Genomic DNA, 20229 nt, shown 5'->3' on the forward strand with positions numbered 1-20229 from the left:
TGCCGGGATTTTTGCAAATCGGGTCGGAAGATTTTCGCCGCTGCGAGTGTTTATCTAACAGGTTGCGTAAGACGCGCCGCGCCTTTTTGCAAGCGCCCGCGTTCGAGCCCACTTGCGCGATCGAGCATTTTTTTCACACTTAGGGGCTTGTATGACTAACGCAGCAAACGTCGCAAAGGACCAGGCGTATGTAATTCCGTTCGAGCAGTTGCGGATGACCGATGTGGAGATCGTGGGCGGCAAGAATGCGTCGCTCGGCGAGATGATCAGCCAGCTTTCCGAAGCAGGCGTTCGCGTACCCACCGGTTTCGCCACGACCGCGCTCGCGTTCCGCGATTTCCTCAAGCACAACGACCTCACCGATCGCATCGCCAAGCGTCTCGAGTCGCTCGACATCGACGACGTGAAGGCGCTCGCCGAAGCCGGCGCCGAAATCCGCAAGTGGATCGTCGACGCACCGCTGCAGCCGCGCCTCGAGCAGGAAATCCGCGCGCAGTTCGAAGTGCTGAAGAACGGCTCGCCGAGCGAGCTGTCGTTCGCCGTGCGCTCGTCCGCAACCGCGGAAGACCTGCCCGACGCATCGTTCGCCGGCCAGCAGGAGTCGTACCTGAACGTCGTCGGCATCGAGGACGTGCTCGACCGCATGAAGCACGTGTTCGCGTCGCTGTACAACGACCGCGCGATCTCGTATCGCGTGCACAAGGGCTTCACGCACGCCGAAGTCGCGCTGTCGGCCGGCGTGCAGCGCATGGTCCGCTCGGACGTCGGCGCCGCCGGCGTGATGTTCACGATCGATACCGAATCGGGCTTCAAGGACGCCGTGTTCATCACGTCGAGCTACGGCCTGGGCGAAACCGTCGTGCAGGGCGCGGTGAACCCGGACGAGTTCTACGTGTTCAAGACGACGCTCGCGCAGGACAAGTACCCGATCATCCGCCGCTCGATCGGCTCGAAGCTGATCAAGATGGAATTCACGCAGCCGGGCGAACCGGGCCGCGTGAAGACGGTCGACGTGCCGCACGAGCAGCGCAACCGCTACTCGATCACGGATGAAGACGTGATCGAGCTGGCGAAGTACGCGGTCATCATCGAGAAGCACTACCAGCGTCCGATGGACATCGAGTGGGGCAAGGACGGCCGCGACGGCAAGATCTTCATCCTGCAGGCGCGTCCGGAAACGGTGAAGAGCCAGGCAACCGGCAAGGCCGAGCAGCGCTTCAAGCTGAAGGGCCAGTCGCAGGTGCTCGCGACGGGTCGCGCGATCGGCCAGAAGATCGGCGCGGGCCCCGTGCGCGTGATCCAGGACCCGTCGGAAATGGAACGCGTGCAGCCGGGCGACGTGCTGGTGGCCGACATGACCGACCCGAACTGGGAGCCGGTGATGAAGCGTGCGGCGGCGATCGTCACGAACCGTGGCGGCCGCACCTGCCACGCGGCGATCATCGCGCGTGAACTCGGCGTGCCGGCCGTCGTCGGCTGCGGCGATGCGACCGACATCCTGAAGGACGGCGCGCTCGTCACCGTGTCGTGCGCGGAAGGCGACGAAGGCAAGATCTACGACGGGCTGCTCGAGACGGAAGTCACGGAAGTGCAGCGCGGCGAACTGCCGGAAATCCCGGTCAAGATCATGATGAACGTCGGCAACCCGCAGCTCGCGTTCGACTTCTCGCAACTGCCGAACGGCGGTGTTGGCCTCGCGCGTCTCGAGTTCATCATCAACAACAACATCGGCGTGCACCCGAAGGCGATCCTCGAGTACCCGAACATCGACCAGGACCTGAAGAAGGCGGTCGAGAGCGTTGCGCGCGGTCACGCGTCGCCGCGCCAGTTCTACGTCGACAAGCTGACGGAAGGCGTCGCGACGATCGCGGCGGCGTTCTATCCGAAGCCCGTGATCGTGCGTCTGTCCGACTTCAAGTCGAACGAGTACAAGAAGCTGATCGGCGGTTCGCGTTACGAGCCGGACGAGGAAAACCCGATGCTGGGCTTCCGCGGCGCGTCGCGCTACATCGCCGAGGACTTCGCGCAGGCGTTCGAGATGGAATGCCGTGCACTGAAGCGCGTGCGTGACGAGATGGGCCTGACCAACGTCGAGATCATGGTGCCGTTCGTGCGGACCGTGAAGCAGGCGGAGCGCGTCGTCGGCCTGCTCGAGAAGTTCGGCCTGAAGCGCGGCGAAAACGGCCTGCGCCTCGTGATGATGTGCGAAGTCCCGACCAACGCGATCCTCGCCGAGGAGTTCCTGCAACACTTCGACGGTTTCTCGATCGGCTCGAACGACCTTACGCAGCTCACGCTCGGCCTCGACCGCGATTCGGGCATGGAGCTGCTGGCCGTCGACTTCGACGAACGCGACCCGGCCGTCAAGTTCCTGCTGAAGCGGGCGATCGATACCTGCCGCAAGATGGGCAAGTACGTCGGGATCTGCGGCCAGGGCCCGTCCGATCACCCGGACTTCGCGCAATGGCTGACGGACGAAGGCATCGTGTCGATCTCGCTGAACCCCGACACGATCATCGATACGTGGCAGGCGCTCGCCGCCAACCGCAAGTAACGATTCGTGATGCAACTTCGGCGAAAGGGCGGTCCGCCGCACTTTCGTTGAAGGCAAAATGCAAGGTTCGTGCTATAAACACCCCGGTAAGCACCGGGGTGTTTTTTTTCGTCGGTACTCGCCGGGCTGTCCGAAGCGTGCCGACCGCTTCGCACAGCTGCGAGCGCAACGAATATAGTGAGCATCGGGGACGTTTTTCTGGAGACCACAATGATGTCGGGGCATCTGTTCTGGTGGGTCGGGGTCGGCGTGCTGGTCGTGGCCGAATTGCTGACTGGTACGTTCTATCTGCTGATGATCGCGCTCGGCTTTCTCGCCGGCGGGCTGTTGCAACTGGCCGGTTTCGCGCCGCGCGTGCAGTTCGGCGCGGCGGCCGCGGTCGCGATCGTCGCGATGATCGTGCTGCGCCGCTCGGGGCTCGGTCGCAAGCAGAAGCGCGACACGTCGACGAATCCCGACGTCAATCTCGATATCGGCTCGACCGTCACGGTCGACGCGTGGCGTGACGGCCGCGCACGCGTGCAGTATCGCGGCGCCGACTGGGACGTCGAACTCGCGGCCGGCGAGCGCGACGATGCGCACGTGTACCAGGTGAGCGCCGTGCGCGGCAATTGCCTCGTGGTCGTGGCGAAACCCGCGGGCTGATCGTCCGCTGATACAACAAGGAGGGAATATTTCATGGATTCGCTGATCATCTGGGTTGTCCTGCTCGTCATCGCGATCGTGATCGTGTCGAAGACGGTGAAGATCGTGCCGCAGCAGCATGCATGGGTGCTCGAGCGCTTCGGGCGCTACCACGCGACGTTGTCGCCCGGCCTCAATATCGTGCTGCCGTTCGTCGATCGCATCGCGTACCGGCACGTGCTGAAGGAAATTCCGCTCGACGTGCCGAGCCAGGTCTGCATCACGCGCGACAACACGCAGTTGCAGGTGGACGGCGTGCTGTACTTCCAGGTGACCGATCCGATGAAGGCATCGTATGGATCGAGCAACTTCGTGCTGGCGATCACGCAGCTCGCGCAAACGACGTTGCGCTCGGTGGTCGGCAAGCTCGAACTCGACAAGACGTTCGAGGAACGCGATTTCATCAACCACAACATCGTGTCGGCGCTCGACCAGGCCGCGGCGAACTGGGGCGTGAAAGTGCTGCGCTACGAGATCAAGGACCTGACGCCGCCGAAGGAGATCCTGCACGCGATGCAGGCGCAGATCACCGCGGAGCGCGAAAAGCGCGCGCTGATCGCCGCATCCGAAGGTCGCAAGCAGGAGCAGATCAACCTCGCGTCGGGTGCGCGCGAAGCCGCGATCCAGAAGTCGGAAGGCGAGCGGCAGGCCGCGATCAATCAGGCGCAGGGCGAAGCCGCCGCGATTCTGGCGGTGGCCGAGGCGAACGCGCAGGCGATCCAGAAGATCGCGAGCGCGATCCAGTCGCAAGGCGGGATGGATGCGGTGAACCTGAAGGTCGCCGAGCAGTATGTCGGCGCGTTCTCGAATCTCGCGAAGCAGGGCAACACGCTGATCGTGCCGTCGAACCTGTCGGATCTCGGCACCGCAATTTCGTCGGCGCTGACGATCGTCAAGAGCGCGGGCGCGGCGTCGGTCGCGAAGGGCTGAGCCCGAAATCGATGCGCGCGCGGTTGCCGCGCACGCATCGTCGTGCGGCGAATCGTCGCGCAGCCGGGCGACCCGCCGCGCGATTCAGGCAGTTCAAAGCAACACGGCCCGCTTCGAGCGGGCCGTGTCGTTTGCGATGCGCGCGGGGTGTGTCAGGTGCCGGCGCGCATGATGCGTGCCTTCTCGCGTTCCCAGTCGCGTTTCTTCTCGGTTTCACGCTTGTCGTGCAGCTTCTTGCCCTTCGCGAGCGCGATGTCGCACTTCACGCGGCCGCCCTTGTAGTGGAAGTTCAGCGGCACGAGCGTGTAGCCGCGCTGCTCGACCTTGCCGATCAGCTTCTTGATTTCCTCGCGGTGCAGCAGCAGCTTGCGCGTGCGCACCGGGTCGGGCTTGATGTGCGTGGAGGCTTCGGGCAGCGGGCTGATATGGGTACCGATCAGGAAGATCTCGGCGCTCTTCACCACGACGTAGCCCTCCTTGATCTGGCCGCGCCCGGCGCGCAGCGCCTTGACTTCCCAGCCCTCCAGCACGAGCCCCGCCTCGTAGCGTTCCTCGATGTGATAATCGAAGTGCGCTTTCCTGTTGTCGATGATGCTCATGAAAGGATCGGGCCAACTCGTTTAAAATCACGATTTTAGCAAAGCAGGGCGGGAATCGCCCGGCTTGGCGTTCCCACTTTAAGCGATGCCGCGCGATTTATGGCAGATGTCCAGAAAACCGTATTGATCCGCCACTCGGCGGAACAGATGTTCGACCTCGTCACCGACGTGGCCGACTACCCCAATTTCCTGCCCTGGTGCGGCGGTGTCGAGATTCGCCGTCAGGACGAGAGCGGGATGGAAGCGCGCATCGACATCAACTTCAAGGGCATCAAGCAGCATTTCGCGACGCGCAACACGCAGCAGCGTCCGACCCGGATCGACATGGAGTTCGCGGACGGGCCGTTCAAGAAGTTCACGGGCTCATGGCGCTTCATCCCGCTGCGCGCCGATGCGTGCAAGATCGAATTCGCGCTGCACTACGAGTTTTCGAGCATCCTGCTCGAGAAGATCATCGGGCCGGTGTTCAGCCACATCGCGAACACGTTCGTCGATTCGTTCGTGAAGCGCGCCGATCAACGCTACGGGAAGGGGTGACGCGATGCTGTCGATCGAAGTCTGCTACGCACTGCCGGACCGCCAGACACTGATTCCGCTGTCGCTGCCCGAAGGCGCGACCGTGCGCTCGGCCATCGATGCGAGCGGCGTGCTCGCGCTGCATCCGGAGATCGATCTCGCGCACGCGAAGACGGGTGTCTACGGCAAGCTCGCGCCGCTCGATGCGCCGCTCGTCGATCACGATCGCGTCGAGATCTACCGCCCGCTGATCGTCGATCCGAAGCTCGCGCGCCAGCGGCGCGTCGACAAATCCCGCCGCGCCGGCTCGATCGAGGGCCGCAAGTGGATGCACAAGGACGCGCGCTGACGCGCGGTTCGCTCGGATTGGTCTGATCAAACGCCGCGGCGCTCAGTGCGCCGCGGCGTTTGCATTTGTCGATGCGCTGCCCGGCGTGTCGCCGTGCCGTCGCACCGAGCCGTACACGCCGGCGAGCAGCAGTACGAGCGCGGCGATCTCGAGCGCGTGCGGCATCCGCTGGTCGTACACGAACGCGTACAGCATCGCGAACACGGTTTCGAACACGATCAACTGGCCCGACAGCGTGAGCGGCAGCCGCTTCGACGCGGCATTCCACAGCCCGTTGCCGAGCCACGACGCGCCGATCGCGAGCACGAGATTCAGCAGCCAGAACAATTGCCAGCGCGATGCCGGGACGGCGGCCTGCACCGTGCCGGCGGGCACTGCGAGGATCGCGAGCCAGCAGAGCCCGCCGATCAAACCCGTCACGACACCCCACAGCACCGACCATTCGTTGCCGCCGAAGCGATGATGGCGCTGCAGGTAGCGCGCGTTCGCCACCGCATACCAGGTCCAGCTCGCGAGCGCGCCCGCCGCGCAGGCGATGCCCGCGAGCTTCTGGGCGAGCGTCGTGGCGTGCGCGGCTTCGGACGTGAACAGGTCGACGTTGATGCAGACGATGCCCGCGATCACCAGCGCGAGCGGGGCGGCGAGCCGCCGCAGCGGCACGGCGCCGTGGTCGCCGAGGCCCGCGAGCGTGACGGTCACGGGCAGTACGCCGACGATCAGGGAGCTGGGCGCGATGCCGATCAGGTGCACGGCGCCGGACAGCAGCATGTAATACGCGACGTTGCCGACGACGGCGAGCTTCACCAGTGCGACGAGATCCTCGCGGGTCAGCCGCGCGAGCAGCGAGCGGGCGGCCGGCAACGCGGCCGCGAGCGACACGAGTCCGTACATCGTATAGCGGCCGGCGCTCAGCAGCAGCGGCGAAAAATCGGTCAGCAGCCGCGGCACGAGAAACACCATGCCCCACAGGGCGCCTGCCAGGACACCGTACACCACGCCGCGCTGCATCGACCGCTCCGAACAAATGATTGACGTGCGCGCATCTTAGCGATGCCGTCGCGGCGGCGTCTTGTTCATTCCTGCACTCGGCGCAGGGCGGCGCGTCCTGGCAGCGTGGGCGCGCGGTGGATCAGCCGTCTGCCGGATCGGGTGTCGCCGCCGTGCCGTCGCCGTCGGCATGCGTGCGCGCCGGGCGGCGCACGGCGCGCAGCTTGCCGCTGTTGCCGCCGCCGCAGTAGAAGCGGTCGTGACCGTCGGATTCGAGCCCCGAGACGCCGACGCCGGCCGGCATGTCGATCTGCTCGAGCACCTGGCCCGTGCGCGGGTCGATGCGCCGCAGGTCGCTCTGGTCGCCTTCCCACGTGCCATGCCACAGCTCGCCGTCGACCCACGTCACGCCGGTGACGAAGCGGTTCGATTCGATCGTGCGCAGCACGGCGCCCGATTGCGGATCCACCTGATGAATCTTGCGTTCGCGGTACTGGCCGACCCACAGCGTGCCTTCCGCCCACGCGAGCCCCGAATCGGCGCCGCCGCCGGGCGCCGGGATCGTCGCGAGCACGCGACCCGATTCGGGGTCGATCTTCTCGATGCGGTCCTCGACGATCTGGAACAGGTGGCGACCGTCGAACGCGGTGCCCGCGTGCGCGGCGACGTCGAGCGAACGGACCGTCGTGCCGCGCTCGGGGTCGAGCGCGTTCAGCTTGTCGCCGGACGCGTACCACACGTGCTGCCCGTCGAACGTGACGCCGTGCACGCCGTCGACGCCCGGAAACGGACCGTACTCGTGAAGGATGTCTGCAGTGGAGCGTTTCATGTTCGTCACCTCGTCGTTCGATGCGGCCATCCTAATCTCCCGGCAGCGCAACCGGGAGTAACAAGGTCGTCGCGAATCCGGGCAGCGGCGGCGTCAGCCAGCGGCGCGCGCGTGCGCGGCCGAGCGCCTGGACCTTGCCGGTTTCCGCGAGCGAATCGAGCGCGCGCTGCACCGTGCGCTGGCTGGCGCCGAGCGCAAGCGCCAGCGCGGAACTCGACCACGCTTCGCCGTCGGCAAGCAGCGCGAGCACGGCCGCATGGCGATCGTCGACCGGGCGCGCGAGGACGACGGTTTCGCGCACGCCGAGCGGTTCGAGCGCGAAGCCGCGCGGCGTCGCGACGACGTTCGCGAGCGGGCGCAGCACCGCCCGCAGCCGGCCGATCTCGACGCGCAGCCGCGCGCGATGCGATTCGTCCGCCTGTTTCGCGCGGAACGCGGCGGCGACGAGCGCGTTTCTCGACACGTCGGCCGGCCACGCCTCGCCGAGCGCACGGGCGAGCACGAACAGCACCGGGCGGCGCGCGAGCGACACGGTCGTGCGCGCATCGCGCACCGTGTGGCGGCACGCGTCGACGACGAGCGCATTCGATTCGAACAGCGTCTCCACTTCGTCGAGCGGCACGAGCCGCGACGTGCCGCGTGCGATGAGCCGGGCGGCCGGTGCGTCGAGCACGCGCGCCGCGGTGTCGACCTCGGCCGTCAGCGCGGCAATGCCGGCGGCGCGGGCGGCCGCGCGGGCACGGGCAAGCGCCGCACGGGCTGCGTGCGTGCGGATGCGGCGCATCGCGATGCCGGCCGCGATCAATTCATGGGCGGCGCGCGACGCGGGCGGCAGCGGTGCGGGATCGAGATGCGCCAGCAGCTGCTCGGCCTCGTCCAGATGGCCGATCAGCAGCAACCGGCGTACCCCGAGATAGCGGGCATGCGCGGCGTTCGCGCGGTCGCCGTGTGCGTCGAGCGTCGCGCAGGCCGCCTCGAGCGCACGCGTCGGCCAGCGCAGGTCGCGCGACGCGAGCGCGATGTCGGCTTCCGCGACGACGCAGCGCGCCCGTGCAACCGCTTCCTTCGCACCGAACGCACGCGCGGCGCCGCGGACGAGCGCGCGCGCGCGTTCGAAATCGCCGAGCTGCGCGAGCGCGATCCCGCGCAGTGCGAGCGCCGGCGCATCGTCGCGCAGCGCGACGCGGTTCAGCGCACCGAGCGCGTCACCGGCCGCGAGCGCGCGCGCGGCCGCCGTGATCAGCGAATCCATCCGAATCCCGACACAGTTGTCACTCCCTCCGGTCCGATGCCCGGCACTAATCTAGCACCACGCACACGGCCCCGTACGCCGTGCCCGGATACCCATCGGAAGGAGGAACCCGCAATGACGACCCATCTCACCGGAACCCGCGACGAATGGCTGGTCGAACGCCGCGCGCTGCTCGACGCGGAAAAGGCGCTGACGCGGCAAAGCGACGAACTCGCGCGGCGGCGCCAGGCGCTGCCGTGGGTGCGCGTCGACAAGACTTACCGGTTCGATACCGAGGCAGGGCAGGCGACGCTCGACGACCTGTTTCGCGGCCGTTCGCAACTGCTGGTCTATCACTTCATGTTCGGCCCCGACTACAAGGCCGGCTGCCCGTCGTGCTCGGCGCTTGCCGACGGCTTCGACGGCTTCGCCGTGCATCTGGCGCACCACGACGTGACGCTCGCGGCCGTGTCGCGCGCGCCGCTCGCGAAACTGCTCGCGTACCGGCAGCGGATGGGGTGGACGTTCCCGTGGGCGTCGTCGGTCGGCAGCGATTTCAACTTCGACTTCAACGTGTCGTTCACCGAAACGCAGCAGCGCGCGGGCGACGTCGAATACAACTACGCGCGGGCCGGTCACGCGATGGACGTGGATCCGCCGCCGGCGCCCGTCGTGCAGTTCGCGGCCACGTGCGGCACCGACGCGGTCACGTATTCGCTCGACCGGCCGGGGATGAGCGCGTTCGTGCGCGAGGATGGCGCGATCTATCACACGTATTCGACCTACGCGCGCGGCCTCGACGGGCTGTGGGGGATGTACCAGTGGCTCGACCGCGCGCCGCGCGGACGCAACGAGGCCGGCCCGTGGTGGCGCCGTCACGATGAGTACGCGCGCGGCTGAGCGGGCCGGCCACGGACGGGCGCGCGCGATGATACGAACGACCACCGGTGAGGCGGCCGCCGATCCGCGCGCATTCGGCGCGGCGGTCGCGGCCGTGTTCGCGGTCGCCGCGGTGGCGACGCTGGCCCAGCACACGTCGATGGCGGCGATGGGCGGCGAGCCGATGACCGGCGGCTGGACGGCCTCGGCCGCCTGGCTGCGGCCGTGCGGCCAGAGCGCCGGGCGCGCATTCGCGGCGTTCGCCGGAATGTGGGGCGCGATGACGGTGACGATGATGCTGCCCGTGCTCGCGCCGATGCTCTGGTGCTACCGCCAGCGCATCGGTCCGGCGGCGGCGGCGCGATCGGCCTGGCTCGTCGTCGTCGCGGGCGCGGGGTATTTCTCGGTCTGGATGGCGCTCGGGGCACTCGTGTTTCCGGCCGGCGCGGTGCTGACGACGGCCGCCGTTCGGCTGCCGGCGCTTGCCCGTGCGATGCCGGTCGCGGCGGGCGTCGTCGTGCTGGCCGCGGGTGCGTTGCAATTCTCCGCGTGGAAGGCGCGCCGGCTGGCGGGTTGCCGGCACGCGGCGGCACATGGCGTGCACCCGTCGCGGGTGGCGGTCGTCACGGCGTGGCGGTACGGCGTGCGCGCCGCGATCCGGTGCGGCGCGTGTTGCGGGAACCTGATGGCCGTCGCGCTGGCGGCCGGCATGATGGATCTGCGCGTGATGGCCGTCGTGACGGTCGCAATCGCCGCCGAACGCGCTGCGTCGATCGGCGGGCGCGTCGCGCGGATCGTCGGTTGCGGGGTGGTGGCGGGCGGCATGGCGATGATCGCCCGTGCGGCCGGGCTGGCGTGAGGCAGGGCAGGCAAGCCGCTTCGGCGGGGCGCCGGGCCGTGCGCGCGGCCGCCGCCGTCGCGGCCGTGTGGCCCCGCCGCGACACGGACACTCGCCGCCCGGCGGCCGGTTGCGCGAATGGCGCGATGCGGCGGTGAAACGAAAGGCGATCGAAAACGAACCGAACGGCGATCCGAACGATTCGGCCCCCGAACGGCCGAAACCGGCTAAGCCGTTGTTCGTGTTGTGAAAATTCGCGGCGCTTCGCGTATAATTCGCTTTTGCGCCCATAGGATTTGCCATGCGTCTGATCCAAAAAGCACTCACTTTCGATGACGTGCTCCTCGTTCCCGCCTTCTCCGACGTTCTCCCGCGCGACACCAGCCTCAAGACCAAGCTGACCCGCAACATCTCCCTGAACATGCCGCTCGTGTCCGCCGCGATGGACACGGTCACCGAAGGTCGCCTCGCGATCGCGATGGCGCAGCAGGGTGGCGTCGGTATCGTCCACAAGAATCTCACGCCGGCCGAACAGGCCCGCGAAGTCGCGAAGGTCAAGCGTTTCGAGTCGGGCGTCGTCCGCGACCCGATCACGGTGCCGCCGCAAATGAAGGTGCGCGACGTGATCGCGCTGTCGCGCCAGCATGGCATCTCGGGCTTCCCGGTCGTCGAAGGCCCGCAACTGGTCGGCATCGTCACGAACCGCGACCTGCGTTTCGAAACGCGCCTCGACGAGCCGGTCAAGTCGATCATGACGCCGCGCGAGCGCCTCGTCACGGTCAAGGAAGGCACGCCGCTCGCCGAAGCGAAGGCGCTGATGCACAGCCACCGCCTCGAGCGCGTGCTGGTCGTCAACGACGCGTTCGAACTGCGCGGCCTGATGACCGTCAAGGACATCACGAAGCAGACCGAACACCCGGACGCGTGCAAGGACGAACACGGCAAGCTGCGCGCAGGCGCGGCGGTCGGCGTCGGTCCGGACAACGAAGAGCGTGTCGAGCTGCTGGTGCAGGCCGGCGTCGATGTGATCGTCGTCGATACCGCGCACGGCCACAGCAAGGGCGTGCTCGAGCGCGTGCGCTGGGTCAAGCAGAACTTCCCGCACGTCGAGGTGATCGGCGGCAACATCGCGACGGCCGCCGCCGCGAAGGCGCTGGTCGAATACGGCGCGGACGCGGTCAAGGTCGGTATCGGCCCGGGCTCGATCTGCACGACGCGGATCGTCGCGGGTGTCGGCGTGCCGCAGATCAGCGCGATCGCGAACGTCGCGGAAGCGCTGAAGGGCACCGGCGTGCCGTGCATCGCCGACGGCGGCGTGCGCTTCTCGGGCGACGTGTCGAAGGCCCTCGCGGCCGGCGCGAACGCCGTGATGATGGGCAGCATGTTCGCCGGCACCGAAGAGGCGCCGGGCGACGTGTTCCTGTACCAGGGCCGCCAGTACAAGTCGTACCGCGGCATGGGTTCGGTCGGTGCGATGAAGGACGGCGCGGCTGACCGCTACTTCCAGGACAATTCGGCGAACATCGACAAGCTCGTGCCGGAAGGCATCGAAGGCCGCGTCGCGTACAAGGGTTCGGTCAACGCGATCCTGTTCCAGCTGGTCGGCGGCGTGCGCGCGAGCATGGGCTACTGCGGTTGCAAGACGATCGACGAGCTGCACGAGAAGGCCGAATTCGTCCAGATCACCGCGGCGGGCATGCGCGAGTCGCACGTGCACGACGTGCAGATCACGAAGGAAGCGCCGAACTACCACGTGGACTGAGCGCCGATGAAACCGCTGCTGCGAGCCGTGCTGATCGTCGACGCCGTGCTGCTGCTGGCGTTCGGCGTGCTGTTCGTGCTGACGCCCTGGCAGGCGCTGTTCAATGCGCTGCAACTGGCGAACATCCAGCCGGCGATGCTCGGCCAGGCGTTCGGCATCGCGCTGCTCGGGCTCGCGTGGCTCGCGTTTCATGCGGCGTTCAACGGTGACCTCACGGCGCCCGTCGCGCGCTCGGTCGGCCATGTGTACTGGTTGACCGGCGTGCTGACGGTCGTGTGGTCGATCGGCACCGGCAGCGGGCCCGCGCTCGCGGCCGCCGGCCGGGTGCTGTCGGCCGTGGCCGGGGTCGCGCTGATCGTGCTGGGCCTCGGCGGCGTGCGGCTCGCATCGGCCGTGCGCCGGCGCGAGAAAGCGCAGGCGCTCGAGGCGCGCGCACCGGCGCAGCGGCCGGCCGAACCGGCGATGGCGCCGGCGTCGGCGCCTGCCGCGCAGCGTGTCGAGCCGGTCGTCGGCCGCCCCGTGGCGCCGGCCGGATCGTCGCCGGCCTCGTCCGGTTCCCGCGCATCGTCGGGCGGCGGCGTCGCCCTCGACGAACGCCCGCCGATGCAGGATTGACCGGCGATGCGTCGCGCGTGCCGCCTGCCGCCCGACGCCGCTGTCCATGCTTTTGACGCAGCGCTCGATGCGCTGCTTTTCTTATTCTCTTCATCCCGTCCGCAGCCATGCACGACAAAATCCTGATTCTCGACTTCGGTTCGCAAGTCACCCAACTGATTGCACGGCGCGTGCGTGAAGCGCACGTCTACTGCGAAATCCATCCGAACGACGTGTCCGACGACTTCGTCCGCGAGTTCGCGCCGAAGGCGGTGATCCTGTCGGGCAGCCACGCGAGCACGTACGAAGACCACCAACTGCGCGCGCCGCAGGCCGTATGGGATCTCGGCGTGCCGGTGCTCGGCATCTGCTACGGCATGCAGACGATGGCCGTGCAGCTCGGCGGCAAGGTCGAGTGGAGCGACCATCGCGAATTCGGCTATGCGGAAATGCGTGCGCACGGCCATACGCGCCTGCTCGACGGCATCGAGGATTTCACGACGGCCGAAGGCCACGGGATGCTGAAAGTGTGGATGAGCCACGGCGACAAGGTGGCCGAGCTGCCGCCGGGCTTCGCGCTGATGGCGTCGACGCCGAGCTGCCCGATCGCCGGCATGGCCGACGAGGCGCGCGGCTACTACGCGGTGCAGTTCCACCCGGAAGTCACGCACACCGTGAAGGGCCGCCAGATCATCGAACGCTTCGTGCTGCAGATCGCCGGCGCGAAGCCCGACTGGATCATGAAGAACCACATCGAGGAAGCCGTCGCGAAGATTCGCGAGCAGGTCGGTGACGAGGAAGTGATTCTCGGCCTGTCGGGCGGCGTCGATTCGAGCGTCGCGGCCGCGCTGATCCATCGCGCGATCGGCGATCAGCTGACCTGCGTGTTCGTCGACCACGGCCTGCTGCGCCTGAACGAAGGCAAGATGGTGCTCGACATGTTCGAGGGCCGCCTGCATGCGAAGGTCGTGCATGTCGATGCATCCGACCAGTTCCTCGGCCATCTGGCCGGCGTGACCGATCCGGAAGCGAAGCGCAAGATCATCGGCCGCGAGTTCGTCGAGGTGTTCCAGGCCGAGGCGAAGAAGCTGTCGAAGGCGAAGTGGCTCGCGCAGGGCACGATCTACCCGGACGTGGTCGAATCGGGCGGCACGAAGACGAAGAAGGCGACGACGATCAAGAGCCACCACAACGTCGGCGGCCTGCCGGAAACGCTCGGCCTGAAGCTGCTCGAGCCGCTGCGCGACCTGTTCAAGGACGAAGTGCGCGAGCTGGGCGTCGCGCTCGGCCTGCCGCCGGAGATGGTATACCGCCATCCGTTCCCGGGCCCGGGCCTCGGCGTGCGGATTCTCGGCGAAGTGAAGCGCGAGTACGCGGACCTGCTGCGCCGCGCGGACGCGATCTTCATCGAGGAACTGCGCGGCACGACGGCAACCGCGCAGGATGCGGCTGCCGGCCTGTGCGGCGAGGCCGATGTCGGCAAGAGCTGGTACGACCTGACGAGCCAGGCGTTCGCGGTGTTCCTGCCGGTCAAGTCGGTCGGCGTGATGGGCGATGGCCGGACGTACGACTATGTGACGTCGCTGCGCGCGGTGCAGACGACCGACTTCATGACTGCGCACTGGGCGCATCTGCCGTACGCGCTGCTCGGCCGCGCGTCGAACCGGATCATCAACGAAGTGCGCGGGATCAATCGTGTGGTGTACGACATCTCGGGGAAGCCGCCGGCGACGATCGAGTGGGAGTGAAATCAGGTCCTTCGGGGACTATCGCTAGCTATCGAAAAACTGTCATAACGTATTGATTTAAAAGAAAATACGTCACGGCGGCTATCGGTGGCTATCGCTGGCCAGCAAAACAGGTTGGCGGTAGAAGTGGCGGTAAGAACCGAAGGCCGGATTAAAACCCTCCCATTCACTATCCAGACCAAAGCCGTCTTTGACGGTAAAAGTCTCCTCGGGAAAGCTTATTTCATGCGGCTTTCCGGGCATCAGCAGGTCTCCTGGCCCCTGACGGTAAAAGCCGTCACGAAACAGGAGGAAAACCTCGATGCTTACCGACACCGCACTGCGCAATCTCAAGCCTAAGTCCAAGATTTATAAGGCTTCTGACCGCGATGGGATGTACGTGACGGTATCGCCTACCGGTACCGTCACCTTCCGCTACGATTACCGTCTCAACGGACGTCGCGAAACCCTGACCATCGGCCGCTATGGGCCGGCCGGCATTTCGCTGGCCCTGGCCCGCGAAAAGCTGATCGACGCCAAGAGGGCCGTCACCCAAGGCAAATCCCCGGCACTGGAGAAGCAGCGCGACAAGCGTCGGCTGACTGCGGCCAAGACCTTTGGCGACGTGGCCGATAAGTGGATGGCGGACGCCAGAATGGCCGACAGCACGAAGGCGATGCGCAAGCACATCGTCGATCGAGACATCCTGCCGGTCTTCCAGAACCGCCAACTCAACGAAATCACCGCCGATGACCTGCGAGCCCTCTGCAACAAGGTGAAGGCGCGCGGTGCACCCGCCACCGCGGTCCACGTCCGCGACATCGTGAAGCAGGTCTTTATCTTCGCCATCCTGCATGGCGAGAAGGTGGACAACCCGGCCGATGATGTAGGCGCGGCGTCGATTGCGACTTTCGTGCCGAAGGATCACGGAATCGCTCGATGGTAGCGATGGCACCGAGCGTCGCCACAAACTGCTGCTGATGCTCGACGAGTTTCCGGCGCTGGGCCGGCTCGACTTCTTCGAGACGGCGTTGGCATTTATGGCCGGCTATGGCATTCGCAGCTTCCTCATCGCGCAGTCGCTCAACCAGATCGACAAGGCCTACGGCCAGAACCATTCCATCCTCGACAACTGCCATGTGCGCGTGACGTTCGCCACCAACGACGAACGGACCGCCAAGCGCATTTCGGAAACGCTCGGCACGGCGACCGAGCTGCGCGCGCAGCGCAACTACGCGGGCCACCGGCTCGCGCCGTGGCTTGGGCACCTGATGGTTTCGCGCCAGGAAACCGCACGTTCGCTGCTGACGCCGGGAGAAGTGATGCAGCTCCCGCCCGACGAGGCGGTAGTGATGGTGTTCTTCCGCTCCAGCAACCAGCGCACCGCGGCCGCACCCGCACAGACCGCTTCGGCCGCGCCGCCGTCCGGCTTGGCGGGCTTCGACCCGCAGGCTGCCGGCCCGGCCTCGACGGCGGCGCAGCCCGCCGACCAAACCGCCGTGCAGAACCGACAAGACCAGAAGGAGGCGTTCCAGAAAGCCGGAACCACAGAAACCCGTAATTCCGGCAACCTGCAAATGCCGACCTCGCCGTATCAGGTGATGGCCGGAACGGTGATCGCAGCGGCGCTGGTGACGGGCATCAAGTCGGACTTGCCGGGGGACGTGATCGGCACAATGACGGAGCCGGTGTACGACACCGCGACGGGCCGCTATCTGCTGATCCCGCAGGGTTCGCGCATCTTCGGCAAATACAACAGCCAGGTCGCCTATGGGCAGAGCAGAGTTCAAGTCGTCTGGAACCGCATCATCCTGCCGGACACGTCCTCGCTCACGCTGGACAACCTGGCCGGCACCGACCCGGCCGGTTACGGCGGCCTGGAGGATGGCGTCGATTGGCATTGGGATCGCATCTTTGCCGGCGCGGCGCTGACAACACTGCTGGGCGTCAGCGCCGAGCTGGCTGCGCCGGAAAACCGCAACGGCGATCGCGTCATCATCGCCGGGCGCGACAGCTTGCAGGACAGCGTGAATCAGGCTGGGCAGGAGATGACCCGTCGCAATCTCAACATTCAGCCGACGCTAAGCTTTCCGGCCGAAGCGGCATCGGTCTCGCCTGCGTTGTTGCGCGTCGTTTGATGTCGCGATAATTCGCAAGCGGGCTGCCGGTTCGGTTGGCGTGCTGCCCCGGTTCACGCGTGGGCAAGAAGCGGCCTGGCGATTGCCAGGCCGTTTTGCGTTAACGCGCGAAGTCGGTCAAGAAGCGCCGTGTTCGCAGTCCCGGACCGGATTCATCACGCACACGCCCGCCCGAGCGACCGCAAATACATCGGCACCTTCGCCTTGGTCGTCGCCTGAACCCGCGACATCAGCGCGTGATCGATCCGATCCAGCCCATAAGTCCGGGAAATATCCTGCTGCAACCGGCACCACAGATGCCCAGCCATCTCGGCATCGACCATCGCACGGTGCGCACGGCCCGATTGCGGCAGCCGCAGCATCTCGACCAGGCTCGACAGGCGGTGACTCCGGGCGTCCGGGTAGATCCGTCTCGCCACCAGCATCGTGCACGCAAACGCATGGTCGGCCGACATGCCGAGCAACCCGAGTTCCGACTGCCAGAAGCGCTTGTCGAAACCGGCGTTGTGGGCCACGACCGCATGCTTGCCGACGAACGCGGCCGCTTCCTTCATGACTTCGGACGCGGGTGGTGCCGCCGCGATCATGTCGTTCGTGATGCCGGTGAGCGCAACGACATCGGACGGGATGCGTCGGCCGGCATTCATCAAACTCTGGAAACGGTCTACGACTTCCCCGTCGCGTAGCAGGATGACCGCAATTTCGGTCGCACGGTCGCCCAGATTCGGTGACAGGCCGGTGGTTTCGAAGTCCAGTACCGCGACGGTTTGCATGGTTGAATTCGGGGGCGTCATCAGAGGGTGTCGAGTTTGGCCCGAGAGGGTAGCATCTTCGGGCGTGCGAACGGCGGATCCGTGGAGCGGCGAGCGGGCCGGCTGCCGATTGACGATAATGAAATCTCGCTCCAGGCCAGTCGGACATGCTGCCGTGACTCAACTGACGCTACCCGGATTCGATGCGCCGCCGCCGGTTCCCGTGCACCGCTTCTTTTTCGCCGTGATGCCGGATACGGCCACGGCCGCGCGCATTGCCGGTATCGCCAAAAGCTTGCAGCAGAAGAAGGACAGTCCGGTGGGCACCGAGCGTCTGCACATCACGCTGGGCTCGCTAGGCGACTTCGCTTACGTGCCGGGCGCTACGCTTGCACGGGCCCGCGCGGTCGCGGACCGCATGGATGGGCCGTCTTTCTCCGTGAGGTTCGACAAGATCATCAGCTTCAACGGGCGGCCCGGTCATCAGCCGCTGGTGCTGACGGGGCGGAACGGTCTGGAAGACTTGATCGACTTTCGACGGCAGTTGCGAGATGCATTGAAACGGGTAGGCGTACCTGTTTTTCCCTCGGGTTTCACCCCGCACGTGACGCTGCTGTATGGCCCGCAGCGGCCCGATGAGTATCGGATCGAGCCGATTGCCTGGACCGCGTTCGACTTCGTCCTGGTCGATAGCTGGCTCGGCAAGTCGCACTACGACGTGTTGGGGCGCTGGCCGCTGGCGACCGGCCGCTCCCCGGGATGATCGCGATGTTGTAAGGGCGGTGCCGTTTCAGCGCATCCGGACCAGGTCGGTGCCGCGTTCCGTGCTCGCCCGGACTCCAGCTCAGTCCCGACCACCCCCGCGATAACGAAGATGAAGCAGCGGATAAGGCCGCCCCTGTCCATCGAGTTCCGATCGTCCGCAGCGCTCGAATCCGAGGCGCTCATAAAATCCCGCTGCCGCTTGGTTCTGTTCGTTGACGTCGGTCGACAGGTCGGGATGGCGCTTGAGCGCTTCTTCGACCAGCCGTCGCCCGACCCCCGCACCATGGTGGGCAGGATCGACGAACAGCGCTTCCATGTGGCTGCCGTCGAGCAGCATGAAGCCGATCGGGCGATCGGTTTCGTCGACGGCCAGATCGAGCGGCGCGCCCGGCAGAAATGCGACGACTTCGGATTCGATCGCGCGACGGTCGTCGTCGCTCAGGAAGTGATGCGTGGCATCGACGGCGTTGCGCCAGATATCCAGCACGCATGTGCCGTCGGCCTCGGTGGATTGTCGAATTCTGATCATGGTTTGACGTGGGGTGATCCGGCGCTCGGCGGGTAGCGGGCGCCAGGATAGATCGAACGCGTCGCGCGCCGGTAGTGCGCCAGCGACGGCAGTGTGTCAGGCGGATGGTGGCCGCGCGTGGCCTAGCGCCGCAGCCCGCTCGATCGCTCGCCGCGCAACGTCGCGCACGCCGGCGCTCATCGGCAAATCGTCGCGGTCGAGTTCGTCGATGCCGAACCAGCGCGCGTCGAGCGCATCGTCGCCGGCGGCCGGCGTGCCGCGCAGCCATCTGCACAGCACGGCGACCATGACGAAATGCTGGCGCACGGCGCCGTGCGCATCGTAATCGAACGCGTCCAGCGCGGTAAAGGCGTCGAGCGCTTCCACGTCGACCGTCGTTTCTTCCGCGATTTCGCGCACGACCGCATCCGCGAACGGCTCGCCCGGCTCGATCTTGCCGCCGGGGAAGCCCCAGCAGCCTGCATCGGGTGGATTCGCGCGGCGCACGAGCAGCACGTCGCGTTCGCGCAGCACGATGCCGATCACCGCGGGAACGGGGCGCAAGGGCGTAGCGTTGCCGGTTGCGGACATGGTCGCGCCTACCTGTCGGTTCGAACGAACGCGGGTACTACGTGTACGCGGCTCATCGCACGTCCCCGGTACGCTGTTCGATCGCGCGGATCACGGCGACCATGTCGGCCGCGCCGTGTCCGGCCCGCTCGGTTTCGCCGTACAGTGCGTGGCAAATGTCGAGCAGCGGCGACGCGATGCCGATGCCGCGCGCGGATTCGGCGACGAGGCGCGCATTCTTCAGCACGTCGGTGATCGCGGCCTGCACCGAGAAATCTGCCGCGACGAGCTTGCCGAGCTTCACGCGCGACACGTCGCTCGCCATCGGGCCGGCATTCAGCACGTCGGCGAAGCGCGCGAGATCGATACCGTGGCGTTGCGCGAAGTGCGTGGCTTCGGTGAGACCCGTGACCATCGTGATCAGGAACAGGTTGACGGCGAGCTTCATCGTCAGCGCCGACGGTACGTCGCCGCACACGAAGCTGTCGCGGCACAGCGGCTTCACGAGCGCGCGGACGGCATCGACGTCGTCCGGCGCGCCGGCCAGCATCACGACGAGCTGACCGGCTTCGGCCGGCTTGCGCGAGCCCGATACGGGCGCCTCGACGTAGCGGCCGGACGCGGCGGCGATTTCGTCGGCGAGCGCGCGGGAATAGTCCGGCGCATTCGTGCCCATGTTGACGATCGTATGCGCGCCGACCCGGGCGGCAAAAGCAGGCGTGCCGCGTGCGAGGGCGGCATCGATTGCCGCATCGTTCGCGAGCATCAGGATCACGGTGCGGCAGGATGCGAATACGTCGTCGATGTCGTCGGCCACGCGTGCGCCGGCGTCGCGCAGCGCATCGTCGCTGCCGTGCGAACGGCTCCACACGACGAGCGGCGTGCCGGCCCGCGCGAGATTGAGCGCCATCGGCGTGCCCATCACGCCAAGGCCGATGAATCCGACTGCGGTTTGCATGGTGCGGCTCCCACGGTAGGTGGCGACGATCGTGGGCGTCAGTATCGCAGCGTTTTCGC

General features: G+C 66.8%; 20 protein-coding genes and 3 pseudogenes. 14 read left to right on the top strand and 9 right to left on the bottom strand.

Translation table 11 applies throughout. From position 1 onward, the window contains the following. Window positions 1–151: 151 nt before the first annotated feature. The 3 genes from ppsA to H0X95_RS02010 all read left to right on the top strand — a co-directional run bounded on the left by ppsA (window position 152) and on the right by H0X95_RS02010 (window position 4168). Window positions 152–2554, top strand: a complete 2403-nt coding sequence (ppsA, locus tag H0X95_RS02000; RefSeq protein WP_006483823.1) for a phosphoenolpyruvate synthase — start codon at window positions 152–154, stop codon at window positions 2552–2554. Between the two features lie 210 nt (window positions 2555–2764). Next, a complete protein-coding gene (locus H0X95_RS02005) occupies window positions 2765–3199 on the top strand; it encodes an NfeD family protein (protein WP_059720677.1) in 435 nt (144 codons plus the stop codon). Window positions 3200–3232: 33 nt separating this feature from the next. Next, on the top strand, window positions 3233–4168 hold the full coding sequence (locus H0X95_RS02010) for an SPFH domain-containing protein (protein WP_006483815.1): 936 nt from the start codon (window positions 3233–3235) through the stop codon (window positions 4166–4168). A gap of 152 nt (window positions 4169–4320) precedes the next feature. Here H0X95_RS02010 and smpB read toward each other — a convergent pair whose 3' ends face one another. After that, window positions 4321–4767 carry an SsrA-binding protein SmpB gene (gene smpB / locus H0X95_RS02015; protein WP_059720676.1) on the bottom strand — a complete coding sequence of 149 codons (447 nt, stop codon included), beginning with the start codon at window positions 4765–4767 and terminating at the stop codon, window positions 4321–4323. Window positions 4768–4866: 99 nt separating this feature from the next. Here smpB and H0X95_RS02020 point away from each other — a divergent pair, with 99 nt between their 5' ends. Together H0X95_RS02020 and H0X95_RS02025 are read left to right on the top strand one after the other, a co-directional pair. Further along, entirely contained in the window at window positions 4867–5304 is a 438-nt protein-coding gene (locus H0X95_RS02020) for a type II toxin-antitoxin system RatA family toxin (protein ID WP_006483809.1), read from the top strand. 4 nt (window positions 5305–5308) lie between these two features. Next, window positions 5309–5632, top strand: coding sequence for an RnfH family protein (locus H0X95_RS02025; RefSeq protein WP_006478513.1), 324 nt, complete (start codon window positions 5309–5311; stop codon window positions 5630–5632). A gap of 42 nt (window positions 5633–5674) precedes the next feature. Here H0X95_RS02025 and H0X95_RS02030 read toward each other — a convergent pair whose 3' ends face one another. The 3 genes from H0X95_RS02030 to H0X95_RS02040 form a co-directional block, all read right to left on the bottom strand. Continuing rightward, window positions 5675–6640: a DMT family transporter gene (locus H0X95_RS02030; RefSeq protein WP_006483819.1), complete on the bottom strand. Its 966-nt coding sequence runs from the start codon at window positions 6638–6640 to the stop codon at window positions 5675–5677. A gap of 121 nt (window positions 6641–6761) precedes the next feature. Further along, window positions 6762–7448, bottom strand: coding sequence for a Vgb family protein (locus H0X95_RS02035; protein ID WP_034178530.1), 687 nt, complete (start codon window positions 7446–7448; stop codon window positions 6762–6764). A gap of 31 nt (window positions 7449–7479) precedes the next feature. Continuing rightward, window positions 7480–8700: a hypothetical protein gene (locus H0X95_RS02040; protein ID WP_059720675.1), complete on the bottom strand. Its 1221-nt coding sequence runs from the start codon at window positions 8698–8700 to the stop codon at window positions 7480–7482. Between the two features lie 114 nt (window positions 8701–8814). Between H0X95_RS02040 and H0X95_RS02045 the strand changes: the two genes are divergently transcribed. The 5 genes from H0X95_RS02045 to guaA all read left to right on the top strand — a co-directional run bounded on the left by H0X95_RS02045 (window position 8815) and on the right by guaA (window position 14500). Next, on the top strand, window positions 8815–9579 hold the full coding sequence (locus H0X95_RS02045; protein WP_059720674.1) for a DUF899 domain-containing protein: 765 nt from the start codon (window positions 8815–8817) through the stop codon (window positions 9577–9579). A 28-nt stretch (window positions 9580–9607) separates the two neighbouring features. Next, the gene (locus tag H0X95_RS02050; protein ID WP_059720685.1) at window positions 9608–10417 is read left to right on the top strand and encodes a DUF2182 domain-containing protein; all 810 of its coding nucleotides are present in this window, start codon (window positions 9608–9610) and stop codon (window positions 10415–10417) included. A 280-nt stretch (window positions 10418–10697) separates the two neighbouring features. Next, window positions 10698–12158, top strand: a complete 1461-nt coding sequence (gene guaB / locus H0X95_RS02055; RefSeq protein ID WP_006488752.1) for an IMP dehydrogenase — start codon at window positions 10698–10700, stop codon at window positions 12156–12158. 6 nt (window positions 12159–12164) lie between these two features. Further along, window positions 12165–12773, top strand: a complete 609-nt coding sequence (locus H0X95_RS02060; RefSeq protein WP_006495568.1) for a hypothetical protein — start codon at window positions 12165–12167, stop codon at window positions 12771–12773. A 107-nt stretch (window positions 12774–12880) separates the two neighbouring features. Continuing rightward, the gene (gene guaA, locus H0X95_RS02065) at window positions 12881–14500 is read left to right on the top strand and encodes a glutamine-hydrolyzing GMP synthase (RefSeq protein ID WP_006495569.1); all 1620 of its coding nucleotides are present in this window, start codon (window positions 12881–12883) and stop codon (window positions 14498–14500) included. A gap of 81 nt (window positions 14501–14581) precedes the next feature. Here the strand turns inward: guaA and H0X95_RS02070 are convergent, their stop codons facing one another. Then, entirely contained in the window at window positions 14582–14743 is a 162-nt protein-coding gene (locus H0X95_RS02070; RefSeq protein ID WP_154641141.1) for a hypothetical protein, read from the bottom strand. Between the two features lie 58 nt (window positions 14744–14801). Here H0X95_RS02070 and H0X95_RS02075 point away from each other — a divergent pair. The 3 pseudogenes from H0X95_RS02075 to H0X95_RS36365 form a co-directional block, all read left to right on the top strand. Continuing rightward, a pseudogene (locus tag H0X95_RS02075) lies at window positions 14802–15416 on the top strand (tyrosine-type recombinase/integrase); the annotation flags it as partial. Then, a pseudogene (locus tag H0X95_RS36360) lies at window positions 15397–15837 on the top strand (type IV secretory system conjugative DNA transfer family protein); the annotation flags it as partial. The pseudogenes H0X95_RS02075 and H0X95_RS36360, both read left to right, overlap by 20 nt. 300 nt (window positions 15838–16137) lie before the next feature. Continuing rightward, window positions 16138–16617 (top strand): annotated as a pseudogene (locus H0X95_RS36365) (TrbI/VirB10 family protein); the annotation flags it as partial. Window positions 16618–16772: 155 nt separating this feature from the next. Here the strand turns inward: H0X95_RS36365 and H0X95_RS02085 are convergent. Next, window positions 16773–17390: a 3'-5' exonuclease gene (locus tag H0X95_RS02085; RefSeq protein WP_006495570.1), complete on the bottom strand. Its 618-nt coding sequence runs from the start codon at window positions 17388–17390 to the stop codon at window positions 16773–16775. Window positions 17391–17508: 118 nt separating this feature from the next. Between H0X95_RS02085 and H0X95_RS02090 the strand changes: the two genes are divergently transcribed. Continuing rightward, window positions 17509–18132 (top strand): 2'-5' RNA ligase family protein, encoded by a 624-nt coding sequence (locus tag H0X95_RS02090; RefSeq protein WP_063889494.1) that lies wholly within the window; start codon window positions 17509–17511, stop codon window positions 18130–18132. Window positions 18133–18213: 81 nt separating this feature from the next. Here the strand turns inward: H0X95_RS02090 and H0X95_RS02095 are convergent, their stop codons facing one another. From H0X95_RS02095 to H0X95_RS02105, 3 genes are all read right to left on the bottom strand, one after another. Continuing rightward, window positions 18214–18663: an acetyltransferase gene (locus H0X95_RS02095; protein WP_034201590.1), complete on the bottom strand. Its 450-nt coding sequence runs from the start codon at window positions 18661–18663 to the stop codon at window positions 18214–18216. A gap of 96 nt (window positions 18664–18759) precedes the next feature. Continuing rightward, window positions 18760–19233, bottom strand: a complete 474-nt coding sequence (locus tag H0X95_RS02100) for an NUDIX hydrolase (protein ID WP_080403465.1) — start codon at window positions 19231–19233, stop codon at window positions 18760–18762. Between the two features lie 52 nt (window positions 19234–19285). After that, a complete protein-coding gene (locus H0X95_RS02105; RefSeq protein WP_059720671.1) occupies window positions 19286–20170 on the bottom strand; it encodes an NAD(P)-dependent oxidoreductase in 885 nt (294 codons plus the stop codon). Between the last annotated feature and the right edge of the window lie 59 nt (window positions 20171–20229).

Source organism: Burkholderia sp. 9779_493, assembly GCF_015712215.1.
Classification (GTDB): domain Bacteria; phylum Pseudomonadota; class Gammaproteobacteria; order Burkholderiales; family Burkholderiaceae; genus Burkholderia; species Burkholderia cenocepacia.

Excerpts from the sequence above, each read along its gene's own strand:
- smpB (WP_059720676.1), bottom strand. The coding sequence starts at position 4,767 with ATGAGCATCATCGACAACAGGAAAGCGCACTTCGATTATCACATCGAG.
- H0X95_RS02045 (WP_059720674.1), top strand. The coding sequence starts at position 8,815 with ATGACGACCCATCTCACCGGAACCCGCGACGAATGGCTGGTCGAACGC.
- H0X95_RS02020 (WP_006483809.1), top strand. The coding sequence starts at position 4,867 with ATGGCAGATGTCCAGAAAACCGTATTGATCCGCCACTCGGCGGAACAG.
- H0X95_RS02090 (WP_063889494.1), top strand. The coding sequence starts at position 17,509 with ATGAAATCTCGCTCCAGGCCAGTCGGACATGCTGCCGTGACTCAACTG.
- H0X95_RS02105 (WP_059720671.1), bottom strand. The coding sequence starts at position 20,170 with ATGCAAACCGCAGTCGGATTCATCGGCCTTGGCGTGATGGGCACGCCG.
- guaB (WP_006488752.1), top strand. The coding sequence starts at position 10,698 with ATGCGTCTGATCCAAAAAGCACTCACTTTCGATGACGTGCTCCTCGTT.
- guaA (WP_006495569.1), top strand. The coding sequence starts at position 12,881 with ATGCACGACAAAATCCTGATTCTCGACTTCGGTTCGCAAGTCACCCAA.
- H0X95_RS02100 (WP_080403465.1), bottom strand. The coding sequence starts at position 19,233 with ATGTCCGCAACCGGCAACGCTACGCCCTTGCGCCCCGTTCCCGCGGTG.
- H0X95_RS02095 (WP_034201590.1), bottom strand. The coding sequence starts at position 18,663 with ATGATCAGAATTCGACAATCCACCGAGGCCGACGGCACATGCGTGCTG.
- H0X95_RS02005 (WP_059720677.1), top strand. The coding sequence starts at position 2,765 with ATGATGTCGGGGCATCTGTTCTGGTGGGTCGGGGTCGGCGTGCTGGTC.
- H0X95_RS02025 (WP_006478513.1), top strand. The coding sequence starts at position 5,309 with ATGCTGTCGATCGAAGTCTGCTACGCACTGCCGGACCGCCAGACACTG.
- H0X95_RS02050 (WP_059720685.1), top strand. The coding sequence starts at position 9,608 with ATGATACGAACGACCACCGGTGAGGCGGCCGCCGATCCGCGCGCATTC.
- H0X95_RS02060 (WP_006495568.1), top strand. The coding sequence starts at position 12,165 with ATGAAACCGCTGCTGCGAGCCGTGCTGATCGTCGACGCCGTGCTGCTG.
- H0X95_RS02035 (WP_034178530.1), bottom strand. The coding sequence starts at position 7,448 with ATGAAACGCTCCACTGCAGACATCCTTCACGAGTACGGTCCGTTTCCG.
- H0X95_RS02040 (WP_059720675.1), bottom strand. The coding sequence starts at position 8,700 with ATGGATTCGCTGATCACGGCGGCCGCGCGCGCGCTCGCGGCCGGTGAC.
- H0X95_RS02085 (WP_006495570.1), bottom strand. The coding sequence starts at position 17,390 with ATGCAAACCGTCGCGGTACTGGACTTCGAAACCACCGGCCTGTCACCG.
- ppsA (WP_006483823.1), top strand. The coding sequence starts at position 152 with ATGACTAACGCAGCAAACGTCGCAAAGGACCAGGCGTATGTAATTCCG.
- H0X95_RS02030 (WP_006483819.1), bottom strand. The coding sequence starts at position 6,640 with ATGCAGCGCGGCGTGGTGTACGGTGTCCTGGCAGGCGCCCTGTGGGGC.
- H0X95_RS02070 (WP_154641141.1), bottom strand. The coding sequence starts at position 14,743 with ATGCCCGGAAAGCCGCATGAAATAAGCTTTCCCGAGGAGACTTTTACC.
- H0X95_RS02010 (WP_006483815.1), top strand. The coding sequence starts at position 3,233 with ATGGATTCGCTGATCATCTGGGTTGTCCTGCTCGTCATCGCGATCGTG.